General features: G+C 62.8%; 12 protein-coding genes and 1 pseudogene. 3 read left to right on the plus strand and 10 right to left on the minus strand.

Going from position 1 to position 20,504, the window contains the following annotated elements; all coding sequences use genetic code 11:
• Positions 1–67 precede the first annotated feature (67 nt).
• Positions 68–1,195: an ArsO family NAD(P)H-dependent flavin-containing monooxygenase gene (locus tag AT302_RS19990; protein WP_058375515.1), complete on the minus strand. Its 1,128-nt coding sequence runs from the start codon at positions 1,193–1,195 to the stop codon at positions 68–70.
• On the minus strand, positions 1,192–2,079 hold the full coding sequence (locus AT302_RS19995) for an AraC family transcriptional regulator (RefSeq protein ID WP_237171975.1): 888 nt from the start codon (positions 2,077–2,079) through the stop codon (positions 1,192–1,194). The genes AT302_RS19990 and AT302_RS19995 overlap by 4 nt, the downstream gene beginning before the upstream one ends.
• Positions 2,080–2,194: 115 nt before the next feature.
• Here AT302_RS19995 and AT302_RS20000 point away from each other — a divergent pair, with 115 nt between their 5' ends.
• Both AT302_RS20000 and AT302_RS20005 read left to right on the plus strand, forming a co-directional pair.
• Entirely contained in the window at positions 2,195–3,577 is a 1,383-nt protein-coding gene (locus tag AT302_RS20000) for an FAD-dependent oxidoreductase (protein WP_058375516.1), read from the plus strand.
• A 68-nt stretch (positions 3,578–3,645) separates the two neighbouring features.
• A complete protein-coding gene (locus AT302_RS20005) occupies positions 3,646–4,509 on the plus strand; it encodes an NmrA family NAD(P)-binding protein (protein WP_058375517.1) in 864 nt (287 codons plus the stop codon).
• 22 nt (positions 4,510–4,531) lie between these two features.
• Here the strand turns inward: AT302_RS20005 and AT302_RS20010 are convergent, their stop codons facing one another.
• From AT302_RS20010 to AT302_RS20020, 4 genes and pseudogenes are all read right to left on the minus strand, one after another.
• Positions 4,532–5,374 (minus strand): alpha/beta hydrolase family protein, encoded by an 843-nt coding sequence (locus AT302_RS20010; RefSeq protein ID WP_058375518.1) that lies wholly within the window; start codon positions 5,372–5,374, stop codon positions 4,532–4,534.
• 11 nt (positions 5,375–5,385) lie between these two features.
• Positions 5,386–6,546: a glycosyl transferase family 8 gene (locus AT302_RS28445; protein ID WP_058379805.1), complete on the minus strand. Its 1,161-nt coding sequence runs from the start codon at positions 6,544–6,546 to the stop codon at positions 5,386–5,388.
• Between the two features lie 303 nt (positions 6,547–6,849).
• Positions 6,850–7,563 (minus strand): annotated as a pseudogene (locus AT302_RS28450) (tetratricopeptide repeat protein); the annotation flags it as partial.
• Between the two features lie 136 nt (positions 7,564–7,699).
• Positions 7,700–15,523 carry an ESPR-type extended signal peptide-containing protein gene (locus tag AT302_RS20020; protein WP_058375519.1) on the minus strand — a complete coding sequence of 2,608 codons (7,824 nt, stop codon included), beginning with the start codon at positions 15,521–15,523 and terminating at the stop codon, positions 7,700–7,702.
• A gap of 755 nt (positions 15,524–16,278) precedes the next feature.
• Here AT302_RS20020 and AT302_RS20025 point away from each other — a divergent pair.
• Positions 16,279–16,824, plus strand: a complete 546-nt coding sequence (locus AT302_RS20025) for a glutathione peroxidase (protein ID WP_058375520.1) — start codon at positions 16,279–16,281, stop codon at positions 16,822–16,824.
• A 79-nt stretch (positions 16,825–16,903) separates the two neighbouring features.
• Here the strand turns inward: AT302_RS20025 and AT302_RS20030 are convergent, their stop codons facing one another.
• The 4 genes from AT302_RS20030 to AT302_RS20045 all read right to left on the minus strand — a co-directional run bounded on the left by AT302_RS20030 (position 16,904) and on the right by AT302_RS20045 (position 20,493).
• Positions 16,904–17,875 (minus strand): VOC family protein, encoded by a 972-nt coding sequence (locus AT302_RS20030; protein ID WP_058375521.1) that lies wholly within the window; start codon positions 17,873–17,875, stop codon positions 16,904–16,906.
• A gap of 55 nt (positions 17,876–17,930) precedes the next feature.
• Positions 17,931–18,905 (minus strand): PDR/VanB family oxidoreductase, encoded by a 975-nt coding sequence (locus AT302_RS20035; protein WP_058375522.1) that lies wholly within the window; start codon positions 18,903–18,905, stop codon positions 17,931–17,933.
• Between the two features lie 77 nt (positions 18,906–18,982).
• Positions 18,983–19,441 carry a Rid family hydrolase gene (locus tag AT302_RS20040; protein WP_058375523.1) on the minus strand — a complete coding sequence of 153 codons (459 nt, stop codon included), beginning with the start codon at positions 19,439–19,441 and terminating at the stop codon, positions 18,983–18,985.
• A gap of 17 nt (positions 19,442–19,458) precedes the next feature.
• Positions 19,459–20,493, minus strand: a complete 1,035-nt coding sequence (locus AT302_RS20045; protein ID WP_058375524.1) for an aromatic ring-hydroxylating oxygenase subunit alpha — start codon at positions 20,491–20,493, stop codon at positions 19,459–19,461.
• Positions 20,494–20,504 lie beyond the last annotated feature (11 nt).

The following is a 20,504-nucleotide window of genomic DNA, read 5'->3' on the forward strand; positions in this document are numbered from 1 at the left end:
AAAACGCGGACATTTACCAAACTTTCCGCGTCGCCCCTGCGTCTATCGAGCACTGCATGGAATCACTCTATCCCGCCACCCCACCCCGCTGGTTCTGCGTAGTCCGCGATGTCCCTTGCTCCAGACGTGTCACGACCTCCTGTACCGTCGCACGCGCACTGCGCATCACACCAATGAGCGTTGCCGACGCGTAGCCCGTCCACTCGCCATAGCCGACTAACCACAGCCGCGGCTCGTCAATCGCTCGCGTGCCGTCAACACGAATCCGTCCATCGTCATCGGTAAGCCCCAACCCCGCCAAGTGCCCCAGCGCCGGACGAAAACCCGTACACCAAATCACCGCGTCCACCTGCGTACGCGTGCCATCCGTCCACACGACGCCATCGTCAACAAAACGCTCGAAGGGCCGCACCGCCTTCAACACGCCACGCTCACGCGCCTCTCGCACTGGCGGCACCATCACGATGCGTCCCAGCCCGCTGTCCGGAAACGGATCAGGCAACCCGCGCTGACTGGCTTGCCATCGTGCCGTTGCCTGCTCGAAAAGCACCCGCCCGTCGACGTCGTCAGGAAGATACTCGGGCGGTGCCAGCGTGACCCACGTCGCGTCGCACATTGACGACAACTCTGCAAAAATCTGCGCCCCTGAATTCCCGCCACCAATCACAAGCACGCGCGCACCACGCAAATCGCCGACATCGCGATAGTCAGCCGAGTGCCATTGCCGCCCGCGAAACAACGCCTGCCCCGGATACGCCGGAATATGCGGCGAACGCCACGACCCGGTCGCGCTGATCACGGTCTTGGCCGACCAAGCGCCTCGGTCCGTTTCCACCTGCAACGCGCTCCCGCCCGGCTCACGAACGACGCGCTCCACCCGTACCGGCCGCTCAACAGGCACGCCATACCGCGTCTCATACGCCCTCAAATACGCCACCACCTCATCGCGCGACGGATAGTGCCGCTCGCCACCGGGCATCGGCCACCCCGGCAACGAACTCCACTGCGCCGGGGAGAAGAGTCGCAACGACGGCCACGCGCGCTGCCACGCCCCTCCCGCCTCAGGCTGATCGTCGAGCAATACATGATCGACTTGCCAGCGCCGCAGGAAATACGCCGTTGCCAACGCCGATTGCCCGCCGCCGATCACCAGCGTATCGACGGTCCTCACGGACGACTCTCCCGCGCGGCTCATGCGTCCCCCTCCTCGTCAGCGTGCACACGTGGTCCCACCTGCTTGAAATAGCGCCCCGGTGACTCGCCAAATGCCCGCCGGAACATGGCAATGAAATTGCTAGGCGTGGAATAGCCCAGCGAATCGGCAATCGTGCTGACCGGCTCGCCTCTGGCCAGATGTTCCAGCGCATTCACCAGCCGCGCCTGCTGTCGCCATTGCGTGAATCCCATGCCGGTTTCCGCAACGAACAGCCGCCGCGCAGTGCGGGACGACACCCCCGCATGCTGTGCCAACGCCTCAAGCGACGTCTGCCCGCCAAGGTCTTCCAGCACGGCGCGCGCGATCCGCGACACACGGGCATCGACCGGCATCGGCAAACTCAGTGGCTCCGCCGGCGCACGCTCGATTTCATCAACCAGCACCTGCGCCAGACGCAATTCGTCTTCGGTGAGCTCATCGCGCGCTGCCCACGTCACCGCTCGCTTGACCAGCGCCGCCAGCAACTCGGAAACCCCAACCACCCGCGGCGTCACCGGCAACCGCAAGGCGGCCGAGGGCGCCACCAGCACGATCCACCCGCTCACCACACCGATAAACGCCACTCGGTGCGTCATGCCCGGCGGAATCCACCCGGCGCGGTACGGCGGCAACAACCACGACCCGTGAGGCGTGTGCACATGTACCAACCCCGAGTGGATGCAGAACAACTGACCGCGCACGTGCGAATGCCAGTCGAGCTCTCGTGTGCCCATCCTGAACAGACTCCGCTGATGGTCATGTCCCCCGAACGCCCAGATGGGCGGTCCGTCGAGCCGGTCGTTAGGCTTGTATCGGGCAAACGGAGAGTCCGAGAACGAGACCAGTACCTGGTCGGTATTCATGGGCGTTCGGTCGGCGGTCATGAGTTTGTCCGATTTTCATTATTGAATGACCAAACGATGTTATCAGGTCAATCGCTGGCCCGCAGACAATGATCGCAGTGCAACAACCGACCGCCTCTGGCGGTCACCGAAAATCATGTCTGCCTTGCATGTCACCATCATCGGCGCCGGCCTTGGCGGCCTGTGTCTCGCGCAGGGGCTGCGCCGTGCCGGAATCCCGTTCGACGTTTTCGAGCGCGACAGCGCCCCCGCCGCCCGCTTTCAGGGCTACCGCCTGCGTATCGATGCCAACGGTTTCGACGCCATCGACCAATGTCTCCCGGACGGACAGGCCCAGCGCTTGCGCCAGCACGCCGCCGTGGCACGAAACGGCGGCCATTTCGTCACGCCCGCACTGGACAACGCGGACGTGGTTCTGCCGCCGAGCTGGCACGAGTCACATACCGAGTCGCCCACCGAGCCCGCGGTTGTGCGTCACCCTGCCCCCCAACAGCACCGAAACATTGCTCGTGCCAAAACCCATGACGGCGCGCCGCCCGGCGACCTGAGCATGCACCGCCAGACATTGCGCGAGATTCTGCTCGACGGCATTCTCGATCACGTGCATTTCGGCAAGACCTTCACGCACACCACACGCACGGCCGATGGCCAGCGAGTCGCGCATTTCGAAGACGGCACGTGCAGCGCACCGAGCCTCATCGTTGCCGCCGACGGCACCCACTCACGCGTGCGGGAGCACCTGTTGCCGGGCATGACACCGCGCGACACCGGCAACGTCTGCTTCTACGGTCTCACCCCCGTGTCGACGGCGTTGCTCGTGCTCATGGACAGCCACGGTGAAGCGACGCTGATGGAAGGCAGTACGGTCGTGTTTGCCGATGGTTTCGCTGTCGTGGTCGATGCCATGCTGTTCCGCCGCGAATCGGGCACCGGCTTATACGCGACGCTTAACCAGCAAGACGATGCTGCTGACGGTGGCACCAACGCCGCAGCCCGTATGCCGCTCTCGCCGGTCTCCGACTATCTGTACTGGGCGTTCATCGGCCCGTCGCAAGCGCTGCTCGGCCGCGAAGGGATGTCAGCTGACGCATCGGGCCTCGTGCCGCTCGCCCACATCGACACGCTCACACGGCGCTGGCACCCGCACCTGCGTTCGCTCTTTGCGCACGCGGTGCCCGACACTGTGCGCACCATGCCGGTACGCAGCACGACTAGCCCGCTGCCATGGCAACTCGATGGTGTGACGGGACTGGGGGATGCCGTCCACACCATGAGCCCGGCGGGTGGTCTCGGCGCGAACACGGCGCTTTGCGATGCCGCCATGCTGACCCGCCATCTGCAAGCTGTCGCCGCCGGAGAGCAGCCGCTCGCACAATCCCTCGCCGCTTACGAGCGCGATATGTGCGAACGCGCACGCGAAGCCGTGAGACTGGCGGACGCCGCCGCAGCGATGCTCAATGCACGTCGCACAGCCCCATCGGAGTCCGCGCCGACAATCGCCGACGCCGCGCTCCTGTAGGCCTCCTGTGAAGCGTCGACGCTCCCGTGGTACTTTTACGGCAACGACATTGCGCGCGAGGAATGGCCATGTACACCGTAATGGGTATCACGGGGCGAGTGGGCGGCGTTATCGGGCACGATCTGCTCAAGGCGGGTCTGCCGCTGCGGGCCATCGTTCAGGACCCCGTCAAGTCGAGCCGATGGGCAACGCTGGGCGGCGAGATTGCCGTGGCCGAGAATGGCGATGTCGAAGCGCTGACCAACGCCTTCCGTGGCAGCGAGGCCGTGTTCGTGATGTTGCCACCCAACGCCGATCCCGAGCCGGACTTCTCTCACGCCCGGCATCTGATCGACGCCATCCGCCAGGCACTCGCCGCCACTCGCCCGAAACGGGTCGTATGTCTTTCGAGCATCGGTGCCGATTGCGAAACACCCAGCCTGCTGACAGCGTTGAGCATGTTCGAGACGGCGATGATCTCGCTCTCGCTGCCGGTCACGTTTTTACGTCCGGCGTGGCTGATGGAGAATTTTTCGTGGGATATCGCGCCAGCGCGCGAGCGTGGCGTACTGCCGAGCTATCTGCAACCGGTCGAGCGCGCCATTCCGATGGTCTCGACGAGCGACGTCGGCCACGTAGCCGCACGTGCCATGCAAGACGACATCGATGGCGAACGCGTGCTTGAGATCGAGGGGCCGGAGCGCTACTCGCCGGACGACATCGCCGCAGCATTAGCCCGCGCATTGGTCCGAGACGTACACGCCGAAGCGGTACCTCGCGCAGCATGGGATCCGCTCTTTCGCGCCCAAGGCATGCGCAATCCGCTGCCGCGCATTCAGATGCTCGACGGCTTCAACGATGGCACGTTTCGCTTTGCTGACGATGGCCGCAATGCCGTGCGCGGCGACGTCACGCTCGTCGAAGCGATTGCCGCGCTGGTGCGAGAAAGCTGAACCAGCGTCTGAATTTGCACCGTTAGCGACTCTCGCGACACACCGGCGCCACGGCGAGCAACGCGGGCCATTGCTGTGCCCACTCGCCGTCGTGGGCCACGCCACTCACCACGCGGGTGCTCACACAACGCCCCCCCACAGCGGCGGCAAACCGCGTAGCGACAGACGGTGGCACAACAGTGTCTTGTGCACTACTGAAATGCACCTGCGGCATCGCAACCACTTGCGCGGCGACATCAATCGGATTTCGCGACGCCGGCATCGGCGACACACGATGCAACTGGTTCACGAACTCCACATCGAGGTTACCGGCCACCGTGCGCAGTGACGCCACGTCCCGGCGGCGTGCGGCAATCAATACCGCAATCGCACCGCCTCCCGAGTAGCCAACCAACTCGATACGCTGCCCCGGCACCTGCGCGGCAATACGATCGACCGCCTCGTTCATGGCATCGATCACTTCCGGAGAAAATCGCTTGCCGGTCCAGTACGGAACACCGCATCGCGGGTTCTGCGCCATCGGCGTGAACTGACACGGACGCGCCAGATACACCACGTTAGGCCACGGGTCGACTGCGGCCAGCGCCAGCCCGGTCGCGGCAACGGGCGTCGGATCGAGCGACGGTTCAGTGCGTGAGAGCCACGCCAGCCCATCGCCTTCGATATAAATGCGCACGGGCGCATCGGTGTGCGCAATACGGGTGAATGCAGTGAGCACGAAGTCCCGAGTCTGCAACGTCTCGCGATGCAGACCGGCGGGCTCAGCAAGCGCTTCGGCGTGCTCGTCGCGATCGAGGCTGGAGCAACCCGACATCAGCAGTGTCGCAGCAAGACACAAGCCCGCGACATACCGAACGCCCGCCATGCCAGACCCCGTCACTTCGCAACCTCGCCGCGCTCGGCCACCCAACGAGTCAGATCCGCCGCCGCGCGTTCGATCACGGGCTGCCATGCCGAGCGCGCAGGTTGTCTTAGCAAGCGCATGCCCGGATACCACGGCGTGTCGTCACGATCGAGCAGCCAGCGCCAGTCCGGCACGAACGGCAGCAACACCCACACCGGCCGTCCCATCGCCCCTGCCAGATGCACCGGCGACGAGTCGACAGAAATCAGCAGATCGGCCAGATGCAGAATGGCCGCGGTATCTTCGAAGTCGCGAATCTCATCGCTCAGCGACACGATCGACATGCCATCCGGTGGCGTATCCGCTTGCGGTGCCGCCGGCCCCTTCTGAATCGACAGGAACGTCGCCCCCGACGCGCCCAGCGGCGCAAGTTGATCGAGATGCACCGACCGATTGCAGTCGTTCACATGCTCGGGCCGGCCGGCCCAGACCAGCGCGACCCACGGCTTGGGCAAGTCGGCGAGGCGTGCCTGCCAATGCGCAATGCGCGCCGGGTCGGCGCTGAGATAAGGCAGTTGCCCCGGCAAGTCATCTAGCTTGAGCCCCATCGCCATGGGCAAGCTCATCAACTCGCAATGTTGATCAAATACGACCGGCAGCGTGCCGCGCGCGACGATATCGTCCTCACCCCACATGCGCTTTGCGATGGAGAACGTTTCCTGATTGACCTCGAAGATCACGCGTGCCTGACTGCGCTCACGCGCCCATCGAGCCATTCGCATGAACTGAAACGTATCGCCGTAACCCTGTTCGTCGTGAATCAGCAGCGTCTGCCCGGGAATGGGCTGACCGTCCCAGCGCGGGCGTTGCACCTTTCGCTCGATCGATTGGGTATGTTCCAGACTGTAGCGATAGCGATATTCGCGCCACCCGCGCTCGAAGTCGCCAAGCAGCAGCAACGCCTCGGCGAAATCAAAACGATTGGCCAGATCTCCCGGCACTTGTTGCGCGAGCATGCCAAGCACGTCGCACCCGGCCTTCGCCTTGCCCTGCGCCCGCAGCACCATCGCCAGCAGGCGCCACATCGACATCGGGGCAACGCCCTGTGAGACGGCCTCGCTCAACAACGCTTCGGCACCGGCAAAATCCTGTTCACGCACCAGCGCCAGCGCCCGCTCGTGAATCGCCACCACCTCAGACCGCGCTTGATGGGTATTCGGTGTCGCGTGGCTCGGATCGTTGGCCTGCGCGCCCGCCTGTGTAGCCTGAGGCACTGTGCGCGAAACTTCGGCGCTGGCTTGCCCAGCAGCACGCTTGTCGACTTCCGCCTGAAGCGCGGCCAACACAGCACGCGCGTCCGCGCTCTCCGGTTGCAACGCTGCCGCATCACGCGCACTCGCCAGCGCCTCGTCCAAACGACCGACCAGCCCCAAAATTCGCGCACGGGCGCCAAGGGTGGACGGATGCCGCTCGGCAAACGCGCTCATCACCTCGACAATCTGCAACGCCCCCGCGACGTTCCCGCGCGACAGCTCCACGTCGGCAAGATTGCGATAGGCGTCCACAAACTGGGGATCGATCTCGATGGCCCGGCGAGCGAGCACGGCAGCCTCGTCAAAACGTTTCGTGGCACTCAACAGCGCCGCCAGATTGCTATGCGTATCGGCACGCTGCGGCGCCAGTTCGAGGGCGCGACGATAGTGTGCCTCTGCGGCTTCGGTACGCCCGAGCAATCGCGCAGTGTTGCCGAGATTGTTCTGCGCGTCGGCCGATGCCGGTTGTAATTCGCTGACACGCAGCAGGCACGTCATGCTCTGTTCTAGCTCACCCGCTTCCTGCAACACGATGCCGAGATTGTTCCATCCGGCAGCGAATGCCGGATCGATCGTCACCGCCTGCCGCCCCGCAGCCTTCGCTTCTTCCAGACGTCCCGCCTGACGACACATCTCCGCCAGATCGGACCAGAACGCTGCCGGTGCACCCGGCGCGTCGCAGGCTTTTTTCAGGTGATCGATCGCCATCTCGCGCTTGCCGTAGGCATGCGCCATCAGCGCCAGCAGGTAATGCGCGTCGGGCTGACCGGGGTCGACGTCCAGCACTCGGCGGCAGAGCGTCTCGGCCTGCGCGGCCTGTCCCGCCTGCCAATGCGATTGCGCCAGTGCGATAGCCTGAGCGAAAGTAAGTGTGCCGGGAGCGGGAGCGGAGGACATCGGGGAGCGGGGTGTCGTACTGAAGGGGAGGAGGAACCGGCGATGAGGGACTGCGCAATACTTCCACGGCGGTCGCAGCCATGTCAAATGGTGCGACCGCCGTGTGTTACATCAACGCATCAAAAGCACTGACGCATCAGAAGCGCTGTTGCACGCGCACGATACCCGTGTGCGAGATGAAGCCCGAACCTGCTTGCAGTTGGTAGCGCACGGATGCCGTCAGGTTGTTGGCGCGCACCAGCGTGAGGCCCAGCGAAACATCTGCCAGGTCCGACACCGGCGTTGCGCCCACCGTCGTGAAGCCCGTCTGACCGATCGGGTCAGCCGCGAAGCTCGCTCCCGTGGCCTGACGCGTACGGTTGTACTCGTGCACCCAACGCAGGCTCAGCTCCGGCACCAGACTGCCATACGACGTCTCGAACGGCAGGGCAAACTTCGCACCCAGCGCGCTACGGACCGAGCTGGCGGACGCACTGCCCACCGACAACGCCGCGCCGTTACCGCCCGTTTCCGTGTAGCTGTTCTGGTTCAGATAGCTATACGTGAGGCTGGCGAGCGGCGTCACGACTGCGCGGCCCACCGCCAACGGGTAGCCGAACTCGGCGCTGGCCACGTATTGCTGGCCGTTGAAGTTGCCGTTGGCCATGCCGTTGAAGCCTTGCATCGTCACGATGCGCTTCGTGTCGTAGCGTTGCATCACGACCGAGCCCGACAGGTTCACGTACCACGGCTCGCCCGTAAAGGCGGCATAGCCGATCAACCCGTAGCCGTTCACACCCGTGCTGTTGCCCGACGTGCTGCCGTCGTTGTTGATGACCGTGCGCGAGAACTGGAATGCACCACCGCCACGCCAGTGATCGCCGAACGCGCGATCGGCACCGACCAGCAGGCCACCGTAGTTGGCGCTGTAGCCGTCGACACCGTCACGCGCCGACTGGCTGGCGTGACCGCCGAAGGCCTGACCCCATGCCGCCCAGTTCGAAGCGCTGTCGCCAGTCGCCACGCCCGTGCCACCGGCCTGCGCAACGCGCAGGCTGTTGACGTGCGAGTTGACCACACCGAGCGAATCGAACGTGGCGGCACCTGCGGCACGCGTGTGCTGTGCCGGGGCAAGTTGCTGGCCGACGCGATTGGCCGAACCCGTCGACTTATCGCTAAGCGAACCCAACGTGGCGTTGTACAGGTTGAGCAACTGCGGATCGCTCACGCCGGTATAACCCAGCAGCCCGCGCAGCGACGACACGGCATTCTGACTCGACGCGATGGTGGCATTGGTGCGCGGGTCGAACGACGGCTGACCACCGTTGTTGCCGCCTTCGCTGCCGCCCGGGGTACCGCCGTTACTGCCACCGTTATTGCCACCGTTGTTGCCGCCGTTGTTGCCCGAGCCTTGCGCCAGCGTCACCACCAGATCCTGATGGGTGCCATTGGCCACCGAGGCACCGGTCGCGGCCAGCGTCGTCGAGCCGTTGACGCTGTACACCAGCGAATCGGCGTTGTAGTTGGCCGTACCGGCGGTGTCGATCACCACGTAACGCTGACCTGCGGCGAACGTGTAGCCCAACGATTGCAGCGCGACTTTCGAACCCGAGGTGAGCGTCGTGTTGCCGCTCACCACCAGGCGGCCGTAACCGCTATCGGTCGTCATATCGCCCGTGGTCACGGCGTTGCCCGCCACGCCAATTTGCAACGTTGCCCCTGCCGCCTGTGCGTAGTTACCTGCGACCTGAAGCGGACGATTGATCTGCAACACCGACGAATCGTTGTAAGCCGTACGCGTACCGCTCAGGTTGAAATTGTTGTTGATCAGCAGGTTACCGCCGTTGAAGTGCACATCCGCGTTGCTGCTCACGATGGTGCCGGGGTAGGTGGAGAAGCCCGTGATCGTACCGAACGTCGAGTCGGTAGCGCCGCTGATGTGCAGATCGGTGCCCGAACGGTTGATGATCCAGCCCGCGATCGTGCCCGCGTTATTGATCTGACCGATGGTGCCGCCCAGCACCTGATTCGAGATCGCACCGCCCAGTGCCGTGATCACGCCACCGGCGGCGTTGTTGATCGTGTTGATTTGGGCGGAGTTGGAAATCGCATAGTAATCACCCGTGATCAGCCCCGAGTTGTTGATGGCACCAATCGTGCCGCCGTACAGCGTACCGGCGATAACCGACGCGCTGTTGCCAATCCCGGAGGGCACGCCTGCACCGGTAGCGGTGATCTTGCCGCCGGCGAGGTTGTTGATCGCACCAATGTAGCCGCCAAAATTCGAAACGCCCTGCGCCGCGTTGCTGATCGTGCCGCTAGCACCCGCAATAGTACCGCTGTTCGTCAGCGTGCCCAGCGTCGCACTCGACGTCGGGTTGCCCGCCGCCGTGACCAAGATCCCGTTAAACCCGCTGATCAACCCGCTATTGCTGAGCGAGCCGATCTGTCCGCTGCTGAGCAGACCGATCGCGTACGTCGAAACATCCGTCGCCGCAATCGTGCCGGTGTTCACGGCGGAGGTGATGACGCCGTTGTTGTTCACGGCCAACGTGTTGCCGGAGATGAGCCCGCTGTTTTCCAGACGGGTCAGCGTGCCGTTGTTCGTGAGCGTACCGAGCGCGCCGCCGATCGAGCCGAAGGTCGTCCCCGTGACCGTGAGGTTTGCGCCGTCATACGCCCACACTGGCGAGGCATTGATCGGTGTTCCCGAGACCAGCGGCGTGTTGCCGCCGATGGTACCGACGTTGGTCGGCATGAAGAGCGTGACCACCAGATCGTTGTTGGCACCGTTGGCGACGCGCGCTCCGGTCGCGATCAGCGTCGGGTAGCCGTTCACGACATAGCGCAGCGTCCCTTCGTTGTAGTCACTTGTGCCTGCCGTATCGATGACGACGTAACGCTGACCACCCGCAAAGGCATAGCCCATCGATTGCAGCGCGATGGTCGAGCCCGGTGCGATGTAGCTGTTGCCCGAAACGACCAGACGCCCGTAACCGCTGTCGGTATTGAAATTACCGGCCGTGTTGGCACCGCTCGCTACGCCGATTTGCAACGTGCCCGCAGCGGCCTGAGAGTAATTGCCGGCCACCTGAAGCACGCGGTTGACCTGCAACACCGACGAATCGTTATAAGCGGTGCGCAAACCTGCGAGGTCAAAGTTGTCATTGAGCAGCAGGTTGCCGCCATTGAAATGCACATCGGCGCTGGTGCTCACGATGTTGCCCACGCCACCGCCAAAGCCCGTGAGCGTACCGAACGTCGAGTCGGTGGCACCGCTGATGCGCAGATCATTGTTCGAGCGATTGATGATCCAGCCCGCAATCGTGCCCGCATTATTGATCTGACCGATGCTGGCGCCCGCGACCTGATTCGAGATCGCGCCGCCGAGCGCGGTGATCACACCGCCCGCGAGGTTGTTGATCGTGTTGATCCGGTCGGAGTTCATGATCGCGTAGTAATCGCCCGTGATCAGACCCGCGTTGTTGATCGCACCAATCGTGCCGCCGTACACCGTGCCGGCAATGGTCAACGTGCTGTTCTGAATCCCGGAGGAGAATCCGCCGCCAGTCCCCGAGATCTTGCCGCCAGCGAGGTTGTTGATGGTCCCAATGGTGCCGCCGAAATTCCCGACACCGTACGCCGTTGAGCTGAAGATCGTGCCGCCGTCTCCCGCAATGGTGCCACTGTTCGTCAGTGTGCCGAGCGAGGTAACCGGTGTGGCATTGCCCGACGCCCAGTTCACGAGCCCGCTATACCCGCTGATCAGCCCGGTATTGGTGAGCAAGCCGAACTGTCCGGTGTTGACCATACCCACCGCATTCGCCGTGCCATCCGTCGCTGAAATCGTGCCGGTGTTCACGGCGGACGAGATCACGCCGCTGTTGTACACGCCCGACATCCTGCCGGAGATGAGACCGTCGTTTTCCAGACGGGTCATCTCCGTCACGCTATTGATCCCGGACATGTTGTCCGAAACCAATGTACCGCCGTTGAACATCGAACCGACCACACCGCCGTTGTAGAGGGCCGAACTGGTCGCGCCTGTCGAATGAATCAGGCCATTGTTCTCGATGCGGGCAATGCCGCCACCGTTAGTGCCAACGGACAGTGCCGATGTACCCGTGAGCGTGCCATTGTTCGTAAGCGTACCGAGCGAGCCGTTGATCGACCCAAAGGTCGTCCCCGTGACGGTGAGGTTTGCCCCGTCAAATGTCCACGATGGCGATGCATCGATCGGCGTGCCTGCCACCAGCGGCGTCGTGCCGGCGATGGTACCGAGGTAGTTCGGCGAGAAAATGGTGACGACCAGGTCGATCTTGGCGCCATTGCCCACACGCGCACCGCTCGCGGACAACGACGGATAGCCGTTCACGACATAGCGAAGCGTCGCTTCGTTGTAGTTACTGGTGCCCGCTGTATCGATAACGACGTAACGCTGGCCGCCTGCAAAGGCATAGCCCAGCGATTGCAGTGCAATCGTGGAACCCGGTGCAATATAAGTGTTGCCCGTGACGACCAGACGGCCGTAGCCGCTGTCAGTGCCGAAATTGCCCGTCGTGCTCGCCCCGCTCGCCACACCAATTTGCAACGTGCCCGTGGCCGCCTGCGTGTAGTTACCCGTCACCTGAAGCACGTTATTCACCTGCACCACCGACGAATCGTTGTAAGCGGTACGCAAACCGGCCAGTTCGAGATTGTCGTTGAGCAGCAGGTTGCCGCCGTTGAAGCGCAAGTCGGCACTGGTGCTAAAGATGGTGCCGACACTACCGCCAAAGCCTGTGAGCGTGCCGAACGTCGAGTCGGTGGCACCACTGATGCGCAGCGCATTCGGTGAGCGGTTGATGATCGCGCCCGCGATGGTGCCTGCGTTGCTGATCTGACCGATCGACGATGTCACTACCTGATTCGAAATAGCGGCGCCGACGCCGGTGATCAATCCGCCTGCGAGGTTGTTGATCGCGCCGATCGTGTAGTCGTTGCTGATGCCGTAGAAGCCGGAAATCACGCCGGCGTTGTTGATCGTGCCGATCGTTCCCTGAGTTGTCAGCGTGCCAACGGCAGCGCTCGTGTTGACGATCCCGCTGACAAACCCACTGGTGTCGGTCGCGGTAATCAAGCCACCGGCCTGATTGTTGATCGTTGTGATCGTGCCACCCAGGTTGCTCACGCCTCGCGCCGTGCCCGAAATCGTGCCGCTGTTCGTCAGCGTACTCAGCACTGAATTGGAATAGCCGTTCCCCCCGTTTGCCACGGCCCATTGGCCGGACATCTTCCCGCTGTTGACCGCGGTACCCAACGCACCGGTGTTGGCAAGACCACTCGTCGAGCCGGTAAGCGTGCCGCTGTTATCGAGACGCGTCAGCGAACCGCCGTTGTTCACTGCGGCAAACGCTACCGCGGAAACTTGCCCCCGATTGGTCAACGTCCCAATCGTGCCGCCATTGAAGAGGCCAGAGTTACTCGGACCGGTTGCCGCGATGGTGCCGTCGTTTTCAATACTGGCGATATTGCCCGTACCAGCGACCGAAAACGCGTAAGTGCCGGTCAGGGTGCCCGTGTTCGTGATCGTCCCGAGGCTGCCCGCGATCGTGGCAAACGTCGTGCCCGTGACGGCGAGGTTCGAGCCGTCGAAGCTGAAGACCGACGGCACGCTGGTGGGCGTGCCAACAGTCAGCCCATACAGGCCCCCCATCGTGGCGTCATAGTTCGGACCGAGCAATGTGACGACGAGATCCTGGCGCCCGTTGATGAGCAGTTGCGCGCCGCTACCCGTGAGTGTCGGGTTGCTGACAAGGTAGTTCAACGCGCCGGCATTGTAAGTGGCGGTATCCGCGTCGATGACGATAAAGCGCTGACCGGCCGCCAGCGTGTAGCCCATCGACTTGATCGAGACGGTCGAGCCCGCCGCCACCGTTGCGTTGCCATAGACCAGCAATCGACCGTAGCCGAAATCCGTCTGAATATTGCCTGTCGTGACGGCACCGTTCGCCACACCGACTTCGAGCGTGCCGCCTGCGTCCTGCTGATAGTTACCGTAGACCGGGATCATCCCGTCGAGGTGCAACGTGGCGCCGCTGTTGTACAACGTGCGCATGCCAATCAGATCGACGGCTTCGTTCAGCACGATGTTGCCGCTGCTCAGTCGCAAATTCGAATTGGCGTTCATGATGCTTCCCATGAACGTGCCATACGTGCTGCCCGTGCCACCCGTGATCGTCAGATCTTGCATCCCGAGGTGCACAACGTCACCTTGAATGACACCCGCGTTGTTGATCGTGCCGATCCCGCCGGTGCCCGAAACGATGGCAGCCATACCCCCGAAGATCGTCCCGCCTGCCAGGTTGCTGATCAACCCGATCGTGCCGTAGCTGTTGTTGATCCCGTACGTATCGCCCGAAATCAAGCCGCCATTGGTGATCGTGCCGATCGTGGCATTAAAGGTCGTTCCCCCGACGAGGTAGCCCGAATTGTCGATACCGTGAACTTGGCTGCCACTGCCCGAACCCGAAATCGTCCCTGCGGCGGCGTTACCGTTCGCGCCCGCGTTGACGATCGACGTGATGGTACCCCCGAGGTTTCGCACCCCCGCGCTCTGCCCGAAAATCGTGCCTGCGTTGGTCAGCGTGCCGATGGAGTGCCCGCTGCCATCGTTGAACACGCCAAGATCCGACTGGATCAGCCCGCCGCTTGCGTTGCTCAGTGAATCAATGCGATTGGCGTTATACACGCCACTGCTGCCGTTACCGGCCACAGAACTGGCAAGGATCTGCCCGCTGTTCGACAGCGTGCCGAGAATGCCGTAGTTCTGCACACCGTTGGCCACCGCCGCAGTAGTTTTGCCCTGAATCGCGCCGGTGTTGGTCAACGTCCCCATTCGCGAGGTGTTGACCACCCCGACCGAATTGCCAGCAATCACGCCCGCATTGTCGATCGACGTGATGGTGCTCAGATTCTGGACACCGAAAACACCACCCGAGATACTCCCGCTATTTTCGATCGCGGAAATCAAGCCAAGGGCGTTGCGGACCCCGTACGAGCCAGTGCCCGAAATCACACCCGACGCGTTGTTGTGAATCGTGCCGATCGTCGATGCGTTGGCAATACCGACATCCGTCCCGGTGATCACACCGGAGTTCTCGACACGATCGAGCGCGCCGTTCACCGTAGTGCTGCCGACGTACGCGGTCGTGTTGAGAATGCCGACCTGCCCCTTGATCGTGCCCGTCGCGGATCCGGCAACGTTGTTCGCGATCGTGCCGATCGTCCCGCCCGTGTTGCTGATGCCGTTGGTGCCGCCGGAAATCGTACCGGTGTTGCCGATGTTATTGAGTTTGGCAGGCACGGCAGGGTCCGCTGCCGCCACGGAAACGCCGTTGCCGCGGTCGCTCGCGCCGGCGATGGCGCCGGTATTCGTCAGCGTCCCAACAGTGCCCGAGACCTGAACGGCAGCCGCGTTGAACAAGCCATTCGAAATCAAGCCATTGTTGACGATCGAGCCCAGCGCCCCGGCGACGGTCACGCCAGTTTGTGTGGCCGAGATGGTGCCATTGTTCGTCAGACCCGACTGATTCGACAGGACGCTGTCTGCCGTAATGGCAACGCCCTCTGTGCCGCCGGAGATCGCGGCGCCAGCGCCAACCGCGATCTGCCCAGTCAGGTTGTTGAAGTTCACCGTCTTAACGCCGGACATCGAGACGTTCAGATCGGTACCGTTCCAGTCCCACACGGGGAACCACCCCGTTGCGGTGCCGGGGTTCAGCGCGTAACCGCTGTTATCCGATTGGGTGAGGATCCCCGCGTAGGGCGGCACCGCATGAGCCACCCCCGACAGTACCGCGAGTGCTGCGGCCGCGGCCGCCTTGCGCGCCCGGCGACGATCGACCGAACGCGACTTGCCGCTATGGCCGCACGCGATTTCCGATGCGACCTGATACATGCCAAGACTGGCGCTCCACACCACGCGGTAGACGTGATTCATCTGATTCCCCTAATAAGTATTCTTTTAATGCGACAGATTGCGAATTCGGTACGGTCCACGCCTGAACGTCCGTCAAATCAACGCAAAAGCTCCGCCACGCGGGCGAAGTCCGTTGATAAGGGGCGATGAAGGCGGGACGGTGCGCCGACGCTAGTGCGTCATGACGCCAGACAAGTAGGTGAGTCGGTCGGGCAGGACGGAAAGCGCTGACGACGCGTTGTTTTGCCGTGCGGCAAAGGAAATTTGCGCTCGTGCAAAAGCAGCAAACGCGTCAGACGTCTGAAAAGCAGTACGAACCATTCGGACAACCCCGTTTTATTGACCCGCGCCGTCGATCAGCGCTGTGCGCTTGTTATATGCGGTAACTATTTTTAATTTCGCGAATACTTTCACAAGCTTTCACGACTGTCAATCGGGAATCAACAAAGGAAAATAAAGCATTGATTTCATTGAAATCTTCGTTGTCCAACCGAAACAACACTCGGTCAAAAAAATTTCCCAAAATATGTAACGGCAACGTAAGAAACGAGAAAACTCATCAAGACCTCGACCCTCCCGATTTAACTCCGGAAGTGCAACCTGAATGTGCAACCCCCTTTTGCTTACATGCGCCTTACATTTCGTCTCGAATCAAGCAATCCATATAAATCGGTACCCTGATCCGGGCGCCGTCAGCGCCGTTTCCGGGCTTCCGATACACTCGACTTCGTTGATCGTTGCCACTCCCGGGTCACTCTCGAAAAAGGAATTCACGCATGAGCACGAATATCGAAACCATCGCCGTCAACCGTAACGACGGCAGCCCGTCCAAGCTGGGCGATTACGCCGGCAAGGTACGTCTGGTGGTAAATGTCGCGTCAAAGTGCGGCCTGACGCCGCAATACGAAGGGCTGGAGCGTCTGTACGAAGACAAGCGCGGCGCGGGGCTTGAAGTGCTGGCTTTCCCTGCGAACAACTTCAAGGGACAAGAGCCGGGCACGGATCAGGAGATTCTGGATTTCTGCTCCACGCAGTACAACGTGACGTTCCCGCTGTTTGCCAAGATCTCTGTGCTCGGTGACGACCGTCATCCGCTCTACGCGGCACTGGTCGATGCCAAGCCGGAAGCCACGGGCGAAGGCCCGTTCCGTGAACGTCTGAAAGGATTTGGCGTCGAGCGGGAGAACCCCGCCGATGTGCTGTGGAACTTCGAGAAGTTTCTGGTTGGCCGTAACGGCCAAGTCGTCGCGCGCTTCTCGCCCGACGTGAAGGCTGACGATCCGCGTCTGGTCGCCGCCATCGACGCCGAACTGGCCAAGTAAGCCAGCGCGCCGAAAAGATTGGTGCGGATAGGTGCGGGCGCGCCGTTCCCCCCGGATCGGCGCGCCTGCGATGACCGGCTCAGCGCTTGGCCGTGTCGGTCATGAACTTGCCGGTCGGCGCTTCGCCGCCCTTCTTCTGACGGCGCGACGTGCCGTCGATACCACCATCCACGGCCCACTCCGCGAACACCGTCGGTCCCGGCTCGAAGTCGCGGGGCTGCCACTCCGGCGTCAACACGTCTTCGTCCGCGTAATACTCGATCAGTGCACCGCACGGATTCTTGAAGTACCAGAAATACGCCGATGAGATCGGGTGACGGCCCGGGCCGAGTTGCGTCTCCCAGCCGCAACGATCGATGTGCATGCCGCCACCGAACACTTCGTGGATATCTCGCACCGTGAAAGCCACGTGGTTCAGCCCACGCTTTCCATTCGGCAACGCCAGCAAGAACAAATCATGGTGCCCGCCGTGCGGTGCGCAGCGCATGAACGCGCCGCGATCCGGATAACGGTCGGATAGCTCGAAGCCCAGCGTGTCCTCATAAAACTTCTGCGTCGCTGCAAGCGCATTGGTGAAGAACACCACATGCCCGACTTCAATCGGCTGCGCCCGCTCGTACACCGGGCTCGGCGTATTCACGCGCTGCGCGGGAATACCCCACGGGTTCGTCGGCGCGCCCTGCACGTCCAGCGCCCGCTTGGTGCTCACTTCCACGCGCACGGCCAAACCGTTCGGGTCGATACATCCCGTGGCACCTTCTGCGAAGTAGTACCCCGGCTGCCCCGCCAGCTTGTCGGCAATGGCGGTGACCTCGTCGGCGGTCGCCACGCCCCACGTCACCTCACGCAGCGTCGGGCCCTCTTCCATCGCAGGCGGCAGCGACGGATCGTCGTGGCGCACGGCCAGCACACGGCCACCGTTGAGCGTTTCGAAACGCACGCGGTCGGCGTCGGAAGAGACTTCTGTCAGGCCCCAGTCGGCGAGAAAGCGGCGGCAGGTGTCGAGGTCGGTCACCCCGTAAGTAATCTGTTCGATGCCCAGAATCGTCATGGCAGTCTCGGGTGAGAAGTCGGGATAGGTCGGGATAGGTCGGGATAAATCGGTTTCAAAGATCCAACGTCAGACGGTCGCCCTTGCAACCGGACACGCAGATCATCATCACGTTATTTGCAGCGCGCTCGCCCGCGCTCAGCACTGAGTCACGGTGATCCGGGCAGCCTTCCAGCACGCGTGTTTCGCACGCGCCGCAGATGCCTTCCATGCAGTTGTGCTCGGCATCGATGCCCGCAGCAAGCAGCGTGTCGAGCAACGTTGCGCCCGCAGGTACGGCGATCTCCTTGCCGCTTTTCGCCAGCTTGACGACATAGCCTTCGCTGGTCGCGGGCGGCGGCGCATCGGGTGCCGCCGCAAATCGTTCGATATGCACGTTGGCAATACCGGCGTCGGCACATGCCGCTTCGAAGGCGTCGAGCATTACGCCCGGGCCGCAGCAATAGGCATGCGTGCCGGCGGGTTGCCCGGCGAGGAAGCTCGCCAACGATGCCGGCTTGCCGCCCTGCTGATCGTCGAAGTGATAAGTGACGTCGCCACCCAGCGCGCGGATCTCGTCAATGAAAGCGGCCTGCTGTGCCGTGCGCGCGCAGTAGAGCAACTTCACGCTGCGGCCCAGCGCGCGCAGACGACGATACATGCACAGAATCGGCGTCACGCCGATGCCCCCCGCGACGAGTACCGTATGCGCTGCGCTCTCGTCGAGTTCGAAATGATTACGCGGCGCCGAAATATCGAGCGTCATGCCCACGCGGAAGTTGTCGTGGATGAAGCGCGACCCGCCGCGGCTCTTCGGATCGGCGAGGATGCCGAGCACGTAGCGGTTGTTCTCCCCCGGCGCATTCACGAGCGAATAGCTGCGCAGCAGCCCGCTCGGCAAGTGCAGATCGATGTGCGCACCCGGCGTGAAGTCCGGGAACGTGCTGGACTGCGCGTCGCCGCCAGCGGCAGGCACGAGTTCGATACTCATGATGCCGGCCGCCTCGTAGCGAAGCGTGCGCACCATGGCGCTCAGGTTTGACTTGCTCATGACCCAGCTCTCTGATGTTGCTCGCAGGGGTGTCCTGCGTCGGTATTGATATTCACCGGCCTCGGGGGTCGTTCCCGTCAACCGGCTTTGGACAAATCCATATCGAGACGCGCGAACGCCTCGATTTCCACGCGCAACTCGGGAAACACCAGCCCGCTCACTGCCACGAACGTCGAGCACGGATACGCACCACCATTCGCCGCCACGTCCGCAAAAAACTCACGGCGCGCACGGCCCACGTCATCCTTGTCGGCGATATCGGTCACGTACACCACAAGCTTGTAGATGTTGCCGAGATGCCCCCCGCCCGCTTCGACCAGCGCCCGGATCTTGCCGAGCACGACCAGCGTCTGCTCGTACGTCGTCAAAGGTTGCGCGGCGTTGCGCGTCGCCGGATGCGCAGTCATGCCCGACATCAGAATCTCGTTGCCGAAGCGAATGCCGTTCGTCCACGTCGCCGTGCCCAGATCGGGCACGGTTGGCGCGTGAATGCGTTCAGCCTTCGGTGCCGCAACCGCTTGTGCGTTCGATGACATGTGTCGTCTCGTGCGGCTTACGCCGCCTTACCCTGTTGCAGACGCTCAAGTTCTGCCTTCGCCAGATTCTTCAGATGGCGGCGCAGACGCACGATGCCCATATCGTGTTGATACAAGTGCTCGTTCTGATTCGCATCGAGCTCCATGTCTTCAAGCATCACGCGGTCTTGTTCCAGCACGGCCCAGTGGCGCGCCTCAAGGCGATTGCGATACAGGAAGCGCCACGTATCGCGCTGCCAGTCCTGCAACTTGCGACAACGCCAGTGGAAAACGGCGGCGAGCGTCGGCGAGATCGGCGTGTAGCTGCCCACGATCACGAAGTTGCCGCCCGGGCCGCCCGTCTTCGGGTACGGAATCTCCAGCCGCATCCAGTGCGTGCCGGTGTCTGCCCATTCGGTCCAGTCGAAGTTCACATCGCGCTGGCCTTCCTTCTCGAACACGAAGCCACGGTCGGTGTCGCGAATGCGGAACGCCGCCGTGTTATCGCCCTCGGCCATCGAGTGCGACTGCTTATGCAGATACGTGCCGTGCATCGGATCCATCACGTTATCGAGCACGTAACGGTAGTCACCCTTCCACTCGGTGTAGCAGAGGAACGACGAGAATTCGCCATCGGCGTCGAGTTCTTCCGGCAGCACCAGCGGCGGCGGCGTGTCGATGTTTTCCGTCGCGTTGTACAGCCAGATGGCATCGTTGCGCTCAACGATGTGATACGCCTGCGTCGGGCGCGAGCCTTCGAGCTTGCAGCCCGGGCTGCCCGGCACACGCATCACCGTGCCGTCGCTGCGCACCTGCACGCCGTGATAACCGCAGGCGATGCGATCGCCCATCACGATGCCCTTCGAGAGCGGCGCGCCGCGGTGCGGGCAATGGTCATCGAGCGCGTGCACGTTGTTGTCCTGATCGCGCCAGAACACGAGCTTCTTGCCCAGACGGCGCAGCGAGACCGGCTCGCGGCCAACCATGTGCGACGGGCAAATCGGATACCAGAGATTCTTCAGACCGCGCTCGAGGATGGCGTCGGCAGTGAGAATGGGTTGTTGCATAGTCATGGGGGACCTCT

The sequence above is a fragment of the Pandoraea norimbergensis genome, from assembly GCF_001465545.3.
Lineage (GTDB): Bacteria > Pseudomonadota > Gammaproteobacteria > Burkholderiales > Burkholderiaceae > Pandoraea > Pandoraea norimbergensis.

Excerpts from the sequence above, each read along its gene's own strand:
- AT302_RS20040 (WP_058375523.1), bottom strand. The coding sequence starts at position 19,441 with ATGTCATCGAACGCACAAGCGGTTGCGGCACCGAAGGCTGAACGCATT.
- AT302_RS20000 (WP_058375516.1), top strand. The coding sequence starts at position 2,195 with ATGTCTGCCTTGCATGTCACCATCATCGGCGCCGGCCTTGGCGGCCTG.
- AT302_RS20020 (WP_058375519.1), bottom strand. The coding sequence starts at position 15,523 with ATGAATCACGTCTACCGCGTGGTGTGGAGCGCCAGTCTTGGCATGTAT.
- AT302_RS20045 (WP_058375524.1), bottom strand. The coding sequence starts at position 20,493 with ATGACTATGCAACAACCCATTCTCACTGCCGACGCCATCCTCGAGCGC.
- AT302_RS20030 (WP_058375521.1), bottom strand. The coding sequence starts at position 17,875 with ATGACGATTCTGGGCATCGAACAGATTACTTACGGGGTGACCGACCTC.
- AT302_RS19995 (WP_237171975.1), bottom strand. The coding sequence starts at position 2,079 with ATGACCGCCGACCGAACGCCCATGAATACCGACCAGGTACTGGTCTCG.
- AT302_RS19990 (WP_058375515.1), bottom strand. The coding sequence starts at position 1,195 with ATGAGCCGCGCGGGAGAGTCGTCCGTGAGGACCGTCGATACGCTGGTG.
- AT302_RS20005 (WP_058375517.1), top strand. The coding sequence starts at position 3,646 with ATGTACACCGTAATGGGTATCACGGGGCGAGTGGGCGGCGTTATCGGG.
- AT302_RS20035 (WP_058375522.1), bottom strand. The coding sequence starts at position 18,905 with ATGAGCAAGTCAAACCTGAGCGCCATGGTGCGCACGCTTCGCTACGAG.
- AT302_RS20010 (WP_058375518.1), bottom strand. The coding sequence starts at position 5,374 with ATGGCGGGCGTTCGGTATGTCGCGGGCTTGTGTCTTGCTGCGACACTG.
- AT302_RS20025 (WP_058375520.1), top strand. The coding sequence starts at position 16,279 with ATGAGCACGAATATCGAAACCATCGCCGTCAACCGTAACGACGGCAGC.